We start from the raw sequence: 16482 nt of genomic DNA, 5'->3' as shown, positions 1-16482 counted from the left end.
GGGCATTAGCTTGAAGTCGCGCGAGGCGTGATTGATGTTAAAGACAAATATCGCGAACTAAAAAATATGGCTTCAAATAGAAGTGCAGTTTAATACAAAGAATGTAATTAGAACAAAATGAATAGATGAAGCTATGGCATATAAAACTGGAATAGAAAAAACGGAAGTTGAACAAGAGCGGTATAGACAATGAAAGAAATGGTGGAGGGAGAAGGATTCGAACCTTCGAAGGCTGAGCCGTCAGATTTACAGTCTGATCCCTTTGGCCACTCGGGAACCCCTCCACAAACTTTCTTTACTTTTAAAGCTGAACCAAACATTGGCCATGTTTGATACTTGAAAATGATTATCTGCGTTAGAGATAAAGATGGTGGAGGGAGAAGGATTCGAACCTTCGAAGGCTGAGCCGTCAGATTTACAGTCTGATCCCTTTGGCCACTCGGGAACCCCTCCACGAATACCTTTAACGCTTTTGTAAAACTCTACATCATTTTCGAACAACACTCACAAACTTACAGTGCAAATGGTGGAGGGAGAAGGATTCGAACCTTCGAAGGCTGAGCCGTCAGATTTACAGTCTGATCCCTTTGGCCACTCGGGAACCCCTCCTCAATTGCGGCCGCCATAGTAGTCAGAAACCTTTTGCATGTAAATACCCAATTTAAAAATTTTCCTAAAGTTATGCATCAAATGGTCGATTAACTAACAACGAATTGTTTTGACGATGTTTTTTTATGCAAATTGATGTTCCTTTAGTCAACGAAGCCCAAATTGGCACCCGCTTAAATGCGGCGATAGAAAACGACAGACGGGGCGAATTCGCCCTGTTGCTGTCGTTACTGTCGGTTGACGCACGGGACATGGCGCAATTTCAATGGCAAAAAGATCTCGATATGGCGCAAAAATTACAGCGTCAGTTCGAATTACCACCACAGCAAAGCTTAATGGCGGATTTATCCTCAGCCGAACCTGTAGTCGATAACAGCAGTATTTTTATGGCGCAAGGTCCGCGGGCATTTCAATTACAGCAGGCACTACGACCGGAAGCCTTAGTGATCCGAGGCGGTGAGAGCGTTGCAATGGCCGAGGCCCTGAGTAACTGTGATCATGTCACCCAGCTCAGGCAGCGGGGCCAACTCAGCGCGCCTAAGGTTGAAATCATGCATTTTGCCGATCAATTGGCAATCCAACGTAATCTCGTGCCTCTGCTCGCTTCCGCCTAGTTACCCATTTCCAGCAAGTCCTCTACAATACCAATAGCGTCAATCTGCGCCATTTCAGTAAATAAGCGTGAGCTAAAGCCAGTTATCTTGAGGCTTAATTACCTATAATTCTGATTAACCTATCGAGTTACCCACTTACCGCGCAAATAAATTAGCGGCATAGTTTAGTGATGCCGTTAATCAGTCGCTTTATAAATAAGGAATACAGATGAAAGGCATAATAGAAGCACAGAATCCGGCAGTGAATGATACTTGCACCGATTGTGGCAGTTTTGTCGATATCGGCGCCGTCATTGATGAACATGATACGTTATTGACGTTAAATTTTGTTGGCGATAGCGCGCAAACAGATGCCGAAAGTATGGCGAGCCGCGCCCAAGCTCGATTTGCTGAAGTACAAACTGAGTTTGTGACCACGGCAGCGGGTATCGATTTACTGCTGACCTTTGGTGTGAGCGCCGAGAAAATGATTTTCCAATTGGAAAACGGTTTATAAGTTTTTGTGCAGCACTTTTAGTGGATAGATTTTAGCGGATAGAATTCGAGCTTAATCGTTTTAACTGTCTAAAAATGCTGCAGTTGTTAACTGAATTGTAATAAATTGTGCCACATGTTGCTGCACTTACAATAGATAGTGTAATCTGCCTCCAAATAAGAATAATTCAATCAGCTTAATTGCACATTTCAAGGTACTTTTGCGCGTAGCAAAGACCTTTAGCCCAACACGAAGTTTTGTAGGGAATCAGCGTGAAGCGACGTCAGCATCAGCATTTATTGGAGTCTTTGGTTCAGTCAACTGCAAAACAGCAGGGCGATTTCACCAAGACAGCAGAGTTAGCCACAGAGTTGTTGTGCCAGAATTTAGCGGTTTCTTTGGTGTCAGTGTGGACGTTTTCAGCTGATCAACAAACCCAAACACTCGTTGCACAATTTGGTTCTATGATGTTGCAAGACATTCATAGGCCTAAACTATTACAAGCTTGTCCCCGTTATGTGCACGAGCTTAAAACCCTGCGCCATATCGATGCCGGCAATGCCCTGACCGATCCCCGTTTAAGTGAATTGGCAGAGTGCTACTTTATCCCGCGGCACATCAATTCAACTCTCGACATCGCCATTCGCATTAATGGTCGTCTCGAAGGTGTGCTCTGCATCGAGCGGGCGCAATTCACTCCCCATTGGCACGACAGCGAAATCCACCTATCGTGCCAGATGGCCGATCAATTAGCCCTGACCTTAGCGACAAAACACAGCTACGACAAAGAAGAAAGTTTGAGCCTATTTCGCTGCGCGACGGAGCAATCGCGACAGATCAGTATGCTCATTAATTTGCATACTGAAAAAGTCGAGTATGTGAATCAGGCACACAGTGAAATCACCGGCATGCCCCGTGAGCAGATAATCGGCGCAAATATCCGTGAATTGGCTTTTTTTAAGCAGCATGCCCAATTAGCCGAGCAAACCCTAGCGCAGATATTTAGGGGCGAGATTGCCAAAGGCGAAGTGCAGTTTAGTCGTGCCGATGGCAGCCGCTATTGGCTGACATACGTCTTGAGTCAATTCATTACTGATCGCGGCAATCATTATGCCTTGGTCTCGTGTGAAGAAAATACCGATGAGCACAACTACAAGTCAGAGCTTGAACGCCTCGCTTGGCGCTGTGGATTAACGGGGTTACATAACCGCACCCACTTTAATCGAGTGCTTGAACGTACCAATAAAGGTTTGTTGTTATTAGTTGATTTAGTAGGATTTAAGCGGTTTAACGATACCTATGGTCATGAGAATGGCGATAGCTTGTTGATAGAAATTGCCCGCCGTTTGAAACATTTCTCCGAAATCAATAAAGCCACCGAAATTGCCCGCGTCGGCAGCGATGAATTTGCCGTATTGTTGACCGATGATAACGCGGTATACGATCTCGACTATTTTAGTACGCGTCTGTATCAGCATCTGGCTATGCCTATCTTAATCGGTCGCGAGCAAGTCGAGCCTAAGCCTGCCTTAGCTGTGGTTGATATCGCCTCGGTGGCGAGTTTGTTTGCGCCGTTAACCTGTGCCGATATTGCAGTGCAGTATGCTAAAAAGAAAAAAGGCACTGCAATCCAAGTGTTTAACAGTACTTTGTTGAGCGCATTTAAAGAAGATGCGCAGATAGAGCGCGATTTACACAGTGCCATTCGTGGCCGTCAGTTTGAGCTTTATTATCAGCCACTGAGGGATTTAGAGCAGAATACCTATATTGGTGCTGAAGCTTTAATCCGTTGGCACCATCCTAAAAGGGGCGTGCTATTTCCCGCATCTTTTATCGACATTGCCGAGCAGTCGGGGATGATTAATTCCATTGGTAGCTGGGTGTTAGAGGCCGCATGTCGCCAGTTGAACCTATGGCAACACCATAATGCGGACATGACAATGCACGTGAATGTGTCGGCCCGTCAGTTTTTCAGTGGCAATTTATTCGAGCAGGTGTGGCAGCTGTTGACTCGTTATCGATTGAAACCTAAGACGTTAATTTTAGAGATCACTGAAACTGAGTTGATGGGCGACATTCGCCACGCGACGCTGTTATGCCAAGAATTAGCGGAATTAGGCGTAGGGCTTGCGATTGACGATTTTGGCACGGGTTATAGCTCAATGCGTTATTTGAAGCAGTTCCCGATCAGTAAACTTAAGATTGATCGGTCGTTTATTTCAGATCTGACTGTGAGCCGCGAAAGCCGCGAAATTGTCTCAGCCATTATCGCCATGGCGAGTGCCTTGAATATCTCCTTGACGGCAGAAGGGGTTGAAACCCTTGAACAAGAAGCCTTTTTAGCGAAAAGTTTTTGCCATCAGGCGCAGGGTTATCTCTATAGCCCCGCATTGCGGGAGCCTGAGTTTGCACAATTTATTTTGTCGGCCAAAAGCCCTTCGGTCTTGACCCACTAGACTGGTGTACTTGTTAAATCAGAGGGATTTTAAGCAGCATTGTTTGAATTTTTTACCGCTATGGCAAACGCAAGGATCATTTCTGCCGGGTAACTTCGCCGTCATTTGCAGGCCTTGGCTGTAATACCATCGACCCGTTTGATAGATGAATTCCGAACGTTCATAGATAGCATCAATTTCACCTTCGAGTGTGTACCAAGCCTTAAATGTCACATTGCCATGTCTTGGTTCCGCGATTGCTTGATTCGCAGCTTGAGAGTTGTGGGCGGGTGCTTCACTGCTGCTGAGTACTTCTAGTCCTAGCCAATGTGGGTGAGGGCCAGTATTAAGACTCGCTAGGGTGAGACCGTTTAGATACTCGGGGTGATGTGTCTTTAAAATATAATCAAAATTTTTCAACACAAATGCGCAGTAACGTGAGCGCATGAGTTGCTCGGGCGTGTGCGCAATGACTTGCCCAGAATCGACATGAATATGCAGTGGATTGCAGCAATCTTGATAGCGTTTGCTACTGCCACAGGGGCAGCTTTGTTCAGTTGTAATCATGTTTTCTTTGCTATATCGATTAAATGATGATTTATTTAAATAAATTAGGCTTTTATTCTAACGCATTATACTTTCATTTTAATGCATTAAGTATGTATCTGAATGCGTTAAATATCGTCAGCACAAAACTTAGGGTAATTTTTTACCGACAGGCAAAGGCGGGAACTGGCGGCCATAATACAAATTAGGCACAGGTTTCGCATTTAGATAATAGCTAGGTTCTGCACGATTATTGGTGTCTAAACTTACTTTCCACTGAGTCGCTGAGACCTTTTCTGTACCAATGGCAAATTTGCCTGCAAATTCACTCACAGGTTCACCCGTTTCTTGTGCGGGATAAAATCGAACTAAATAATAGCCAGTATCTATGGCACCATTGCCGATAATTTTACGTTTAGTAATGCGGAAATCCACGTCGATAGTGGCTTTCTTAGCGCGGATTTTATCGAAAAATTTCTTGTAAATCGCAACGATATTATCTCGTCCATAGTAAATCTCTTTACTTTGACTCTCAGATAAGTAGCTCGCATCATCGGCATAAATTTCACGGGTCACTTCAGGGGATAATTGATTAAAAGCGCTAATAAATAAAGGATAATTAGCATTGATCAATTGATCATCTGTGGATTTTGTATGCGTTTTAGCTGGATTGGCTAAGCTTGGCAGCGACAATAGGCACATCAGGACTAGCGGCAAAAATTTCATTACTTTATTCTAATCTGGCAATCATGGCGTCACTATAATGGAGCCGCCCGCTGAACTAAAGCCTTGAATGATTACAAAGTGTGTTTCTGTACAAGAGTGTGAAGTAAAGGAGCTTGCCATGCTGGATGATGAATCAGCACTGTTTTTTGAGGAAATGGCCGGAGTTGTACCACTGAAAGGCGAGGTGCCTGTGGTGAGTTTTGCGCCCAAAGCGTTAACGGCGGAACAAATCCACAGACGTGATGCCTTACAAAGGGAAGCTTATTTAACGTGTATGCCGCTGGATTTAAAAGTGTTTGTGCAGCAAGCGCCGGATGACATTGTCAGCTTTAAACGTGAAGGGGTACAAGGCGGCGTTTTCAAGCGGTTACGCATGGGGCAATACAGTATCAAGATGGAGCTCGATGTGCATGCCTATCGGCTTAATCAAGCTCGCGAGGCCGTACTCAACTATCTACTGGCAGCGCAGGCGCACGGTGAGCGGTGTGTGATGTTGATCCACGGTAAAGGTTATCAGAGCCAACCCTTTGCGGGATTACTTAAGTCCGCTGTGTGTTGTTGGTTATCACTGCTTGATATGGTGCTGGCCTATCATTCGGCGAAAACGGAGCAGGGCGGCACTGGGGCGCTGTATGTGATGTTAACTAAGTCTGAACAGCTAAAGCTTGAGAACCGTGAAGCCAATCGTAAAGGCATAGGCTGGCGTTAGACCAAAACAGGCCGTGTATGAAATAAAAAGTCTCGAATAAAAATGCCCAATCTCGTTGGGCATTTTGTTTTATACAACTTGGCGATGGTTTAACTCATGATTACCAACCGCATTGGCGATTAGCCGCGGTATTTTGCTCATCTAACCATGTTTTAAGTGGCGCGAAGTAATCGAGCACAGCTTTGGCATCCATAGCTTCTTTGCCGGTGACTTCTTTCAATGCTTCTGGCCAAGGTTTACTTAAGCCTAACTCGAGCATCTTATTGAGTTTCTCTCCCGCTGCTTGATTACCATAAATACTGCATCTGTGTACCGGACCTTTATCACCTGCAGTTTCACACAGCGCTTGATGGAATTGGAATTGCAAAATATGTGCTAGGAAGTAACGGGTGTAGGGTACATTGCCTGGTACATGGTATTTAGCACCCGGATCAAAATCTGCTTCACTACGTTCAGTCGGTGCTTTTACGCCTTGGTATTTTTCCCTCAGATCCCACCAAGCTTGGTTATATTGCGCTGGTGTGATTTCGCCGCTAAACACTTTCCAGCGCCACTGATCTATCATCAAGCCAAAGGGCAGGAAGGCGATTTTATCTAAAGCTTGCTTCAGTAAAAGCCCAATATCCTTAGAGACATCAGGCACTTCTTCAAGTAAACCAATCTGTTTTAAGTAGCTTGGGGTGATCGACAGCGCAATCGTGTCACCAATCGCTTCATGGAAACCGTCGTTAGCACTGTTTTTAAACAGGAATGGTTGCTGCTTGTAAGCGCGTTGATAGAAGTTATGTCCAAGTTCGTGGTGGATCACGCTAAAGTCTTCGGCGGTCTTTTGGATACACATTTTTATGCGAATATCGTCGAGATTATCGAGATCCCATGCCGAGGCGTGGCAAACCACATCACGGTCCTTTGGTTGAACGAATAGAGAACGTGCCCAAAAACTTTCTGGCAATGGCGCAAATCCTAGCGACGTGAAGAAGCCTTCGGCTTGTTTCACCATTTTATGCTCGTCATAGCCATTTTTTGCCAGTAATTCAGTGACATCGTAACCTGGGTCGGCATTGTCAGGGGCGACTAAGTCATACACATTACCCCATTGCTGGGCCCACATATTACCGAGTAAATGTGCAGGGATAGGTCCTGTGGTCGGTGCGACGCTATCGCCGTATTCTTTATTGAGCTCACCGCGTACGTAGCAGTGCAAGGACTCATAAAGGGGTTTGACTTGGCCCCAAAGACGGTCAAGTTCCTGTGAAAAATCATCGGGTTTCATATCATATTGACTGCGCCATAGCTCAGACAGGTTTGCATAACCGAGATCCTTCGCGCCTTCATTGGCCAGTTCCACTTCACGTTGAAACAAGGGGCGCATAGGTTTGGCGATTTCACGCCAGCCTTTCCACGCTTCCAGTAATGCAACGGGATCACGTGATTCGGCCATTAAACTCGATAGCTCAGGCTGGGTCATACACTTACCGTCGGCAAAACAGTATTTTCCTTTGCCGTATAAGCCATTTAACTCCGAGCTTATTTGTGCAAGCTCGGCATTTTTCGCAGGATCGAGCGGGGCGGGTAACACTAACGCACTGCGCAATATATTGAGTTTGCGAGCATTAACGGGATCGAGGTCCACATTGGCGTACTTAGCCGCCTCTGTTGCAAATTTTACTGACGCTGCGCTGACCTTTTCACCGACTGCGGCAGAGAGGGCAGCAGTGTCATCGGTAATAAAGTTGCTGTAAATCCACTCGGCGCGATTAGATTCAATCGATAATTCAGCCATTTTGGCTTCAGCATCGTTAATAAAAGCAATCGCTTGTACTTTATTAGGCGTGGCATTGATGACCGCCGCTTCAGTGCTAGCAGGCTTGTCTGTTTTACTTTGTGCATCATTACAGGCTGTTAATCCCAGCGCTAAGGCGACTGTGAGGGCGATTTTACTGCGACGATTCAATGAAATAACCATGTCTACTTGTCCTTGTTGTTTTTGTGTTACACAGTTTACCTAAAGCTAAGGTGTATTGCACAAGGGTTAATGGGCTTGTTGGTCACACTTATTTCGCAGATGTTCCATATACGGCTTGAATGCCGGCTAGAAAGCGGCGAATTTGTCCAATTTTAGTTTGACATCCGTGGTGCCAATGTTTAATTTAAACGAGTGTTTTAAATTAATTCAAGGTCACGGAATGGCAAGTCGATCCGATACAAAAACTAGAATACTTGATGCCGCAGAAAAACTGTTCGCCGAACGGGGCTTTTCTGAGACCTCGTTGCGACTCATCACCAGTAAGGCTGAGGTGAATTTAGCATCGGTCAATTATCACTTTGGTTCTAAAAAAGAGCTGATCCGTGCAGTATTAGCGCGTTATTTAGACGTGTTTATGCCTGCGGCTTCAAACCAAATTAATCGCTTAAATGCCGCGCCAGCACAAGCAACACTCGAAGAAATTTTGTCTTCGCTGGTCGATCCTTTATTGGATTTAAACGCGCTACGTACCGAAGGCACCACGATCTTCCTGCAGCTTTTAGGCCGTGGCTATATCGAAAGCCAAGGGCATTTACGTTGGTTTATCACTACCCATTACGGCCAGCATCTCGATGCTTTTGTTAAAGCCGTGTCGGCCAGTGCGCCACATATTCCACCCGCTGAAATGTTTTGGCGTTTACACTTTACCTTAGGCACTATCGTATTCACTATGGCGTCCGCCGATGCCCTAAACGATATCGCTGCTGCTGAGTTTGGTGAGCATAACGACATCGAAGCCGTGATCCGTAAAGTGATCCCATACATGGCGGCTGGCGTATCAGTCCCCGTTTCTTCTTAATTAAAAGGTCTTGATAATGTTGACGATTATAATTCTTGCCCTGATAGCCATTGTCGTGTTGTTTGCGGTGAAAAATATCCGGATGCAGTTTATTACCCGCCCAGTTTTTAGTTTTTTCAAGAAGGTCTTACCGCCACTTTCAGATACCGAGCGCGAAGCGATGGAAGCCGGTGATGTCTGGTGGGAAGGGGAGTTGTTCCGCGGAAATCCTAACTGGAATACCTTGCACAGCTACGGCAAACCGACGCTGACCGCTGAAGAAAAAGACTTTATCGATAATCAAGTGATGACAGCACTGACGATGATCGATGATTTCGACATAGTGCATAACCGTAAAGATTTACCACCAGAGTTGTGGGAATACTTCAAGAAAGAAGGTTTCTTCGCCCTGATCATTCCGAAGAAATTCGGTGGTAAAGCTTTCTCTGCCTATGCTAACTCTACCATTGTCAGCAAATTAGCCAGCCGCAGCGTAAGCGCTGCTGTTACAGTAATGGTACCAAACTCTTTAGGCCCGGGTGAGCTGCTGACCCACTATGGTACGAGTGAGCAGAAAGAACGCTGGTTACCCGCTTTAGCTAAAGGCGATGAAATCCCTTGTTTTGCATTAACCGGTCCTGAAGCGGGCAGTGATGCCGGCGCTATCCCCGATGTGGGTATTGTGTGCCGTGATACCTTCAATGGCGAAGAGATGCTCGGGCTAAAATTGACTTGGGATAAACGTTACATCACGCTGGCGCCAGTGGCGACGGTTTTGGGTTTAGCGTTCCAAATGCGCGATCCTGAAGGCTTGCTTGGTGATAAGAAAAACTTAGGCATTACCTGTGCGTTGATCCCAACGGATCATCCTGGTGTGGTGATTGGTCGTCGTCATAATCCGCTGGGCATGGCGTTTATGAACGGTACTACTCAAGGCAAAGAAGTATTTATCCCGCTGGATTGGATTATCGGTGGCCCTGAATTTGCCGGTAAAGGCTGGCGTATGCTGGTTGAGTGTTTGTCGGCGGGCCGCGGTATTTCATTGCCAGCATTGGCAACGGCGTCTGGTCACATGGCGACAAAGACGACAACGGCTTACAGCTACGTGCGTCATCAGTTTGGTATGGCGATTGGCCAGTTTGAAGGGGTGCAAGAAGCGCTTGCGCGTATTATTGCCAACACTTATCAGTTGGAAGCTGCGCGTCGTTTAACAACTACGGGTATCGATCTTAAAGTGAAACCTTCGGTTGTGACTGCGATTGCTAAGTTCCACATGACTGAGTTAGGCCGTTCAGTGATGAACGATGCCATGGATATTCAATCGGGTAAGGGCATTCAATTAGGACCTAAAAACTATTTAGGCCACCCTTATATGTCGAATCCAATTTCGATCACTGTCGAAGGCGCGAATATTCTAACCCGCTCCTTGATGATTTTTGGTCAAGGTGCGACTCGCTGCCATCCTTACGTGCTTGCCGAAATGGAAGCTGCTGCGATGGAAAACCAACATGAAGCCTTAGAGCGTTTTGATGCGCTATTAATGGGCCACATGGGTTATGCCACACGCAATGCGTTCAGTGCTCTGTTTAGCGCGTTAAGCGGTAGCCGTTTTGGCAGTGCGCCAGTGAGCGGTGAAACTAAGCAGTACTATAAAGATATGTCGCGTATTTCGTCTGCGTTAGCCTTAATGACAGATTTATCTATGCTGATCATGGGCGGCGATTTAAAACGCAAAGAAATGTTGTCGGCACGTATGGGCGATGTGCTCAGCCAGCTGTATTTAGGTTCTGCAACTTTGAAGTTGTTTGAAGACAATGGCCGTCAACAGGACGATTTGCCTGCAGTACATTACGTTATGGCCAATCGTTTGCACTTAGCGGCGAAAGCACTGGAAGATACGATTCGTAACTTCCCGAGCCGTCCTGTGGCATGGTTACTGCGCGGCTTAATCTTCCCGCTGGGTAATCACTTCAATGCACCGAGCGACAAAATGGCGACCGATTTAGTCGGCGGCATGTTGAAGCCTGGTCCTGCTCGTGACCGTATTACCTTCCTATGTCCTGAATTTGAAGGAGATAAGGGCGGTATTGCCGAAGTTGAGCAAGCATTTGTTGCGCAATATGCCTGTAAAGATATCTATAAAAAACTGAAGAAAGCGCAGCGTGCCGGTGAATTGCCAGCCAAAGTGCCTAATCTCGTCTTGTTTGCAAAAGCCCTCGAGACAGGCGTTATCACTGCCGATGAAGAGCAGAAATTGCAGCATGCTGATAAGCTGCGCTTAGCGGCAATTAATGTGAATGATTTCGAAGCGTTATAGTGATTGCTAGTGTTTGATGTTAGCGTTTAATGTTAGTGCGCTCTGGTCTAAGTGGTATTAAGTTTAATGATTACTCCGCTTGGGCGATAGGGCCGCTTAGATTTCCCTCAGCAATGAGAGAAAGACAAATTAGCACCAACTGAAATCAGCACTTACAGATAACAGCATTTACAGAGAACTGCAGATATAAAAAAACCACCTTCATAAGGTGGTTTTTTATTGGCTTTTTTCTAACGCGCTTTAGTTGTTAGAAGAAGCTTAAGTAACTTAAGCAACGATCAACACTTTACAGGTGTTAGTGCCGCCAATCGTTTCCATTGCATCGCCTTTGGTCATCAGCACCATATCACCGCTGTTCAAATAACCTGCAGCTGTTAATGCTTCTAACGCTTTTTGCGCTAGCTCATCGGCTGGGTGGATAGTTGAATCGAAGTAGATGGGTAACACGCCGCGGTACAAGGCCATTTTGGCTAGGGTTGTTGCGTGACGTGATAAACCTAAGATCGGCAGTGCAGAACTGATGCGTGACATCAACTGTGGTGTCGCACCTGATTCAGTCAAAGCAATAATCGCCTTAACACCTTCAAGGTGGTTAGCCGCATACATAGTCGATAGTGCAATCGTTTCTTCAACTGAAGTGAAACGCACATCTAATCTATGCTTAGACACAATCACACTTGGGTGAGATTCTGCGCCAACACACACGTTTGCCATTGCCTTAACGGTTTCTTCTGGGAAGTCACCGGCAGCGGTTTCAGCTGATAACATCACAGCATCGGTACCATCAAGCACAGCGTTTGCCACGTCCATTACTTCGGCGCGGGTTGGCATAGGGCTTGAAATCATCGATTCCATCATCTGAGTGGCCGTGATGACGACTTTGTTCAGTTGACGTGAGCGGGCGATTAACTTCTTCTGCACCGCAACGAGCGCAGCATCACCAATTTCAACACCTAAGTCACCACGGGCAACCATAACCACGTCAGATGCTAAGATCACATCGTCCATAGCCGCATCGGTCGCAACGGCTTCAGCGCGTTCAACTTTAGCCACGATCAAGGCATTGCAACCGGCTTGACGGGCAAGATCACGGGCGTAATCTAAATCAGCACCACTGCGCGGGAAAGACACGGCTAAATAATCCACTTGGATCATTGCCGCAGTCAAAATGTCAGCTTTGTCTTTTTCGGTTAGCGCAGCAGCAGAAAGTCCGCCGCCTTGCTTGTTAATACCTTTGTTGTTAGATAAAGGGCCTGCCACAGTCACTGTGGTATGCACTTTACGGCCTTCAACACGCTCAACGCGTAATTGAACACGGCCATCATCTAACATCAGGATATCACCAACAGTCACATCGTCTGGCAATTGCTTGTAATCGATACCCACTTGTGTCTCGTCGCCTTCACCTTTGGCTAACTCGGCATCAAGTACATAGGCTTGACCTAATACCAGTTGTACTTTCTTATTGTCCTTGAAAGTAGAAACACGGATTTTAGGACCTTGTAAGTCACCCAGAATAGCCACATGAACGCCCAACTCTTTAGCGATTTCACGCGCTTGAGTCGCTCGTTTTAAGTGATCTTCTGGGGAACCGTGGGAGAAATTAAGACGTACAACGTTTGCACCTGCCGCGATGATGCGGCGTAGATTATCATCACGATCGGTAGCGGGACCTAGAGTGGTGACGATTTTGGTTCTGCGGAACATAAGGATACTCCGTTAAAGTTAAAAAAATCTTGGGCCTATATTACCATGCAATTCCAGATTATGTAGTAAAGTTACAATCAAAATGATCTAAAGTTATGTATGAAATTTGTGAGGTATCGCTGATATTTGCACGATAAATGGCTAGGTAAAGGATCAACGCTAGCCATTTTTAGAAAAGGAAGTGAGTTACAGTATCGGATCTTTATTGATGCGAGACTCTTTTAACACTTCTTTTACGCGTTTCAAATTATCGCGGAAACGTGGACCTCGACGTAAGGTAAAGCCCGTTGCCAATACATCTATAGTGACTAATTGGGCTAAACGCGAGGCCATAGGCAAATACATGTCGGTATCTTCTGGTACTTCCATTGTCACTGGCAGTGTACATTCCATCGACAACGGTGAGTTGCGGGCAGTAATACCAATTACAGCAGCACCGTTTTCTCTCGCTAAACGCGCTATCTCAATCAATGACTTAGTACGACCAGTGTGGGATATCAACACGACAACATCGCCTTCATTGCTGTTTATGCAGCTCATGCGTTGCATTAGAACATCGTCAAAACAGATGACAGGCACATTAAAGCGGAAAAATTTATTTTGTGCGTCATGGGCAACAGAAGCGGAGGCTCCTAAGCCAAAAAAGGAAATAGTCTTAGCTTGAGTGAGTATATCAACCGCTTTGTTTATGGCTGAAATATCTAAACTTTGACGTGCGGTATCAAGCGAAGCCATTGAAGATTCGAAGATTTTTGTCGTGTAAGATTCTGGTGAGTCATCTTCTTCAACATGGCGGCTCACATAAGGAGTACCGTTAGCGAGACTTTGCGCTAGATGTAACTTAAAATCAGGGAAGCCTTTAGTATCTAAGCGGCGACAGAAACGATTCACAGTAGGTTCACTGACATCTGCCATCTTAGCCAGTGTGGCGATGCTAGAATGTATAGCTGTCTGTGGTGATGCTAAGATCACCTCTGCAACTTTGCGTTCTGATTTACTAAAATGGGTGAGGCTTTTTTGAACCTTTTCTAGGGTATTCATACGCGTATGTCCGCTAAATTGAGAATGTAATTTTATTTTTTTAGTTTTGTGGGTGACAGATCAAGGCCGGCGGCCCACAAAGAGACTCTTTGTAGTAACTTTTCAGTACAATTTTGAAATAAGACTTTACTAGCTTCAGTAATTTAAGCACAAAAAGCATATCAGATTTATGCTGTAAGTGCCTAGTTAGCAAGAATGTTAATATTTATAAAAATAGATGCATTTAACAAATTCTGTTGTTATATTACAACAAAAGTGTGGATTTCTTCATCGACATGAAGGGACACGACATACAAAGGAGATCGTAACGCAATGGGCAAAACAACATCAGGCGCCAAAGCTTGTGACTTCGTACTCTTTGGTACTAAAGGCGATTTGGCACGACGCAAGTTGTTACCTTCTTTATACCAGCTAGATAAAGCTGAACTTCTCGATAAAGATACGAAAGTGATCGGTGTCGCGAAAGATGAGTTTACTCAAGAAGAGTTTATCGAATTAGTCACGCTTGCCTTAAACACCTTCGTTAAAGAGCCTTTGTGCGAAGAGACTCTCCAACGTTTCCTGTCCCGCTGTCACTATATAGGCACTAACTTTACCGATTCAGCGGGCTACAGTGCCTTCCATGAACTGCTCAAACCAGAAGAGCGTGTCATGGTGAGTTACTTTGCTACGCCACCTGCGATATTCGGTGACATTTGCCGTTGTTTGCACGAGCAAGATCTTATTCACCCAGATTCACGCGTGGTACTCGAAAAGCCAATCGGTTCAGATTTAGACTCTTCTCGCGTTATCAACGATCAAGTTTCCGCTTACTTCAAAGAACGTCAGGTTTACCGTATCGACCATTACTTAGGTAAAGAAACCGTACAGAACTTGATTGCACTGCGTTTTGCTAACTCTTTATTTGCCTCTAAGTGGGACAACCGTACGATTGACCACGTCCAGATCACAGTCGCAGAAGAAGTGGGTATCGAAGGCCGTTGGGGTTACTTCGACAAAGCGGGTCAGATGCGCGACATGATCCAAAACCATTTGCTACAAGTGTTAACGCTCGTTGCTATGGATCCACCGGTCAACTTAGACGCTGACAGCATTCGTGATGAAAAAGTCAAAGTGCTTAAATCACTGCGTCCGATTAATTCTGACAATGTGTATGAAAATACCGTACGCGGTCAGTACAGCGCAGGCTTCTTAAAGGGCAGCCCAGTACCGGGTTATTTAGAAGAGGAAGGCGCTAACCTTCAATCACACACAGAAACCTTCGTGGCGATTCGTGTGGATATCGACAACTGGCGTTGGGCGGGCGTGCCTTTCTATTTACGCAGCGGTAAACGTATGCCGTTTAAGAGCTCTGAAATTGTGGTGTATTTCAAAAACCCACCGCATAACTTGTATCGCTCAAGCTACCGTAATCTGCCACCTAACAAGCTGACTATTCGTCTGCAGCCCCATGAAGGGGTTGAAATCCAGATGATGAACAAAGTGCCAGGTTTGGAGCAAAAACAACGTCTACAAACCACTAAACTCGATTTGAGCTTCTCCGATACCTTCAAAAATGAACGTATCGCCGATGCCTACGAGCGTCTATTACTCGAAGCAATGCTCGGTAATCAAGCGCTGTTCGTGCGCCGCGACGAAGTCGAGCAGGCATGGACTTGGGTGGATGGCATTATCCAATCGTGGGAACAAAGCAACGAAAAACCAAAACCTTATCCTGCGGGTACTTGGGGTCCAGTTGCGTCAGTTGCTTTGATCACCAAAGATGGCCGTTCGTGGGACGAGTAGGAGACTTTGATGATTAAAGAAACCGTATTCAAATCTTTCGATACGCCAAGTGCGTTAGAACAGCAACTGGCTAGCAAGATTGCAAGCCAGTTACAGGAAGCCGTCGATGCCCGCGGAAAAGCGAGCTTAGTGGTTTCCGGTGGTTCGACGCCGCTTAAGTTATTTCAACTATTGAGCATGAAGTCCATCGATTGGAGTGATGTTTATATCACGCTTGCCGATGAGCGCTGGGTTGAAGCCGACGCCGATGCTTCTAATGAACGTCTAGTGCGTGAACATTTATTACAGAACCGTGCGTCGAATGCCAAATTCCGCGGTTTAAAAAACATGTTTTCGACCGCAGAAGCGGGCGCCGATATGGCCGCCGAGTCTTTGTCTAATTTCCCTCGTCCTTTTGATGTGGTGGTATTAGGCATGGGTAACGATGGTCATACTTGTTCTTGGTTTCCCTGTAGCGCTGAGCTTGAAAATGCGCTCACAACCCAAGCCCTGTGCGTGGCGACTAACCCCACCACAGCGCCCCACGGCAGAATAACGCTCTCTAAGAGTGCGATTCTGAACAGCAGACAAATTTATCTGCACTTGGTTGGGGAACAGAAATTATCCGTATATCGTCAAGCGTTAGAAAGTGATGATGTCCATGCTATGCCTATCAGAGCCGTATTAGCGCAGCGTAAAACGCCCGTTGATGTGTTCTGGAGCGCTTAAGGAGTC

Annotated in this window: 13 protein-coding genes and 3 tRNA genes; 8 read left to right on the top strand and 8 right to left on the bottom strand. The window is 45.8% G+C overall.

Annotation, left to right across the window (positions count from 1 at the left end):
- Nucleotides 1–199 precede the first annotated feature (199 nt).
- The 3 genes from Q4Q46_RS10130 to Q4Q46_RS10120 all read right to left on the bottom strand — a co-directional run bounded on the left by Q4Q46_RS10130 (nt 200) and on the right by Q4Q46_RS10120 (nt 609).
- Nucleotides 200–284: transfer RNA gene (locus Q4Q46_RS10130), tRNA-Tyr, on the bottom strand.
- Nucleotides 285–368: 84 nt separating this feature from the next.
- Nucleotides 369–453, bottom strand: a tRNA-Tyr gene (locus Q4Q46_RS10125).
- Between the two features lie 71 nt (nt 454–524).
- A tRNA-Tyr gene (locus Q4Q46_RS10120) sits at nt 525–609 on the bottom strand.
- Nucleotides 610–734: 125 nt separating this feature from the next.
- On the opposite strand from Q4Q46_RS10120, the gene Q4Q46_RS10115 reads away from it, so the two are divergent.
- The 3 genes from Q4Q46_RS10115 to Q4Q46_RS10105 all read left to right on the top strand — a co-directional run bounded on the left by Q4Q46_RS10115 (nt 735) and on the right by Q4Q46_RS10105 (nt 4154).
- A complete protein-coding gene (locus tag Q4Q46_RS10115) occupies nt 735–1223 on the top strand; it encodes a VC2046/SO_2500 family protein (protein WP_106650426.1) in 489 nt (162 codons plus the stop codon).
- 208 nt (nt 1224–1431) lie between these two features.
- Nucleotides 1432–1719, top strand: a complete 288-nt coding sequence (locus Q4Q46_RS10110; protein ID WP_006081553.1) for a DUF406 family protein — start codon at nt 1432–1434, stop codon at nt 1717–1719.
- Between the two features lie 251 nt (nt 1720–1970).
- A complete protein-coding gene (locus Q4Q46_RS10105) occupies nt 1971–4154 on the top strand; it encodes a putative bifunctional diguanylate cyclase/phosphodiesterase (protein ID WP_220776443.1) in 2184 nt (727 codons plus the stop codon).
- Nucleotides 4155–4172: 18 nt separating this feature from the next.
- Here the strand turns inward: Q4Q46_RS10105 and Q4Q46_RS10100 are convergent, their stop codons facing one another.
- Complete coding sequence (locus Q4Q46_RS10100; protein WP_311905879.1) at nt 4173–4700, bottom strand: YchJ family protein; 528 nt, start codon at nt 4698–4700, stop codon at nt 4173–4175.
- A gap of 129 nt (nt 4701–4829) precedes the next feature.
- Entirely contained in the window at nt 4830–5405 is a 576-nt protein-coding gene (locus tag Q4Q46_RS10095) for a DUF4440 domain-containing protein (RefSeq protein WP_106650430.1), read from the bottom strand.
- Nucleotides 5406–5523: 118 nt separating this feature from the next.
- Between Q4Q46_RS10095 and smrA the strand changes: the two genes are divergently transcribed.
- Nucleotides 5524–6114, top strand: coding sequence for a DNA endonuclease SmrA (gene smrA / locus Q4Q46_RS10090; protein WP_311905878.1), 591 nt, complete (start codon nt 5524–5526; stop codon nt 6112–6114).
- Between the two features lie 100 nt (nt 6115–6214).
- On the opposite strand, the gene Q4Q46_RS10085 is transcribed toward smrA, so the two are convergent.
- Nucleotides 6215–8080 (bottom strand): M2 family metallopeptidase, encoded by a 1866-nt coding sequence (locus tag Q4Q46_RS10085; protein WP_311905877.1) that lies wholly within the window; start codon nt 8078–8080, stop codon nt 6215–6217.
- A gap of 220 nt (nt 8081–8300) precedes the next feature.
- On the opposite strand from Q4Q46_RS10085, the gene psrA reads away from it, so the two are divergent.
- Complete coding sequence (gene psrA, locus Q4Q46_RS10080; protein WP_006081559.1) at nt 8301–8939, top strand: TetR family transcriptional repressor PsrA; 639 nt, start codon at nt 8301–8303, stop codon at nt 8937–8939.
- 16 nt (nt 8940–8955) lie between these two features.
- Nucleotides 8956–11235: an acyl-CoA dehydrogenase gene (locus Q4Q46_RS10075; protein WP_311905876.1), complete on the top strand. Its 2280-nt coding sequence runs from the start codon at nt 8956–8958 to the stop codon at nt 11233–11235.
- A 267-nt stretch (nt 11236–11502) separates the two neighbouring features.
- On the opposite strand, the gene pyk is transcribed toward Q4Q46_RS10075, so the two are convergent.
- Both pyk and Q4Q46_RS10065 read right to left on the bottom strand, forming a co-directional pair.
- Nucleotides 11503–12942 carry a pyruvate kinase gene (pyk, locus tag Q4Q46_RS10070; RefSeq protein ID WP_311905875.1) on the bottom strand — a complete coding sequence of 480 codons (1440 nt, stop codon included), beginning with the start codon at nt 12940–12942 and terminating at the stop codon, nt 11503–11505.
- A gap of 186 nt (nt 12943–13128) precedes the next feature.
- Nucleotides 13129–13983, bottom strand: a complete 855-nt coding sequence (locus tag Q4Q46_RS10065; RefSeq protein WP_106650436.1) for a MurR/RpiR family transcriptional regulator — start codon at nt 13981–13983, stop codon at nt 13129–13131.
- 312 nt (nt 13984–14295) lie between these two features.
- On the opposite strand from Q4Q46_RS10065, the gene zwf reads away from it, so the two are divergent.
- Together zwf and pgl are read left to right on the top strand one after the other, a co-directional pair.
- Nucleotides 14296–15768 (top strand): glucose-6-phosphate dehydrogenase, encoded by a 1473-nt coding sequence (gene zwf / locus Q4Q46_RS10060; protein WP_106650437.1) that lies wholly within the window; start codon nt 14296–14298, stop codon nt 15766–15768.
- A gap of 9 nt (nt 15769–15777) precedes the next feature.
- Nucleotides 15778–16476: a 6-phosphogluconolactonase gene (pgl, locus tag Q4Q46_RS10055; protein ID WP_006081565.1), complete on the top strand. Its 699-nt coding sequence runs from the start codon at nt 15778–15780 to the stop codon at nt 16474–16476.
- The last annotated feature ends 6 nt before the right edge of the window (nt 16477–16482 follow it).

Origin of the sequence: Shewanella vaxholmensis, from assembly GCF_031932135.1 — a bacterium.
GTDB classification, from domain to species: Bacteria; Pseudomonadota; Gammaproteobacteria; order Enterobacterales; family Shewanellaceae; genus Shewanella; species Shewanella hafniensis.
This window is presented reverse-complemented; position numbering and strand designations above follow the sequence as displayed.

Coding starts and splice junctions, on each gene's coding strand:
- Q4Q46_RS10115 (WP_106650426.1), top strand. CDS start 735: ATGCAAATTGATGTTCCTTTAGTCAACGAAGCCCAAATTGGCACCCGC.
- Q4Q46_RS10110 (WP_006081553.1), top strand. CDS start 1,432: ATGAAAGGCATAATAGAAGCACAGAATCCGGCAGTGAATGATACTTGC.
- Q4Q46_RS10100 (WP_311905879.1), bottom strand. CDS start 4,700: ATGATTACAACTGAACAAAGCTGCCCCTGTGGCAGTAGCAAACGCTAT.
- Q4Q46_RS10095 (WP_106650430.1), bottom strand. CDS start 5,405: ATGAAATTTTTGCCGCTAGTCCTGATGTGCCTATTGTCGCTGCCAAGC.
- smrA (WP_311905878.1), top strand. CDS start 5,524: ATGCTGGATGATGAATCAGCACTGTTTTTTGAGGAAATGGCCGGAGTT.
- Q4Q46_RS10085 (WP_311905877.1), bottom strand. CDS start 8,080: ATGGTTATTTCATTGAATCGTCGCAGTAAAATCGCCCTCACAGTCGCC.
- psrA (WP_006081559.1), top strand. CDS start 8,301: ATGGCAAGTCGATCCGATACAAAAACTAGAATACTTGATGCCGCAGAA.
- Q4Q46_RS10075 (WP_311905876.1), top strand. CDS start 8,956: ATGTTGACGATTATAATTCTTGCCCTGATAGCCATTGTCGTGTTGTTT.
- pyk (WP_311905875.1), bottom strand. CDS start 12,942: ATGTTCCGCAGAACCAAAATCGTCACCACTCTAGGTCCCGCTACCGAT.
- Q4Q46_RS10065 (WP_106650436.1), bottom strand. CDS start 13,983: ATGAATACCCTAGAAAAGGTTCAAAAAAGCCTCACCCATTTTAGTAAA.
- zwf (WP_106650437.1), top strand. CDS start 14,296: ATGGGCAAAACAACATCAGGCGCCAAAGCTTGTGACTTCGTACTCTTT.
- pgl (WP_006081565.1), top strand. CDS start 15,778: ATGATTAAAGAAACCGTATTCAAATCTTTCGATACGCCAAGTGCGTTA.